The sequence below is a fragment of the Bradyrhizobium sp. UFLA05-125 genome, assembly GCF_059803515.1.
Map to the genome: position 1 here is coordinate 1 of NZ_JBANBJ010000184.1, position 745 is coordinate 745.

Sequence of the window (745 nt, forward strand, 5' to 3'; positions counted from 1 at the left end):
ATGTGTATAAGAGACAGCCAATGCAGAGCTCCCCCACCGCCCCGAACGGCACCGGTGCCACATGACCATCCAGCAGATACACCCGCGTGTTCGCAATCGGACGGCCAATCGGGACAATGGCGCCTTCAAACTCAGCCGGACAACTCCACGCTGTCACGTCGATCGCAGCTTCCGTCGGACCGTACAGATTGTGCAGGGCCGTCCAAGGCAAGAGGCGCCGAACCTTATGCACACTGGCGGCAGGAAGCGCCTCGCCGCTGCATAAAACTCGTCCCAGCGATGTGCAGCGGTCAACACTCTTCGCATCTATAAAGCTGACCAGCATGGATGGCACGAAGTGAACCGTCGTAATTCGCTGGTTGATGATCAAGTCGACCAATGCGTCGGGATCTCTGTGCGCACCGGGCGGCGCCAGCACCAGGGTTGCCCCTTCAAGCAAGGTCCAGAAGAACTCCCAGGCCGAGACATCGAAGCTAAATGGCGTCTTCTGCAACACGACATCAGTTGCGTTGAGACCATAGGCGTTTTGCATCCAAATCAAGCGATTGACGATAGCCCGATGCTCATTCTGTGCCCCCTTGGGCGAACCGGTTGAGCCCGAGGTGTAGATCACGTAGGCGAGATGGCGGGAGGTGAGGCCGAGCGCGCGCGGGTCCGGATCCGATTCCGGCAGGCTGGCCCACGCCGGTGCCGCCGCATCGAGCTCCACCACGCTCGCATCGACGCCCACATCGCCCAAGGCGGC

1 protein-coding gene is annotated in these 745 nt (G+C 60.8%); it reads right to left on the minus strand.

Annotation, left to right across the window (positions count from 1 at the left end; all coding sequences use genetic code 11):
- Nucleotides 1–745, minus strand: a 745-nt coding sequence (locus SO156_RS45860; protein ID WP_498539468.1) for an AMP-binding protein, incomplete at both ends; no start/stop codon positions are given.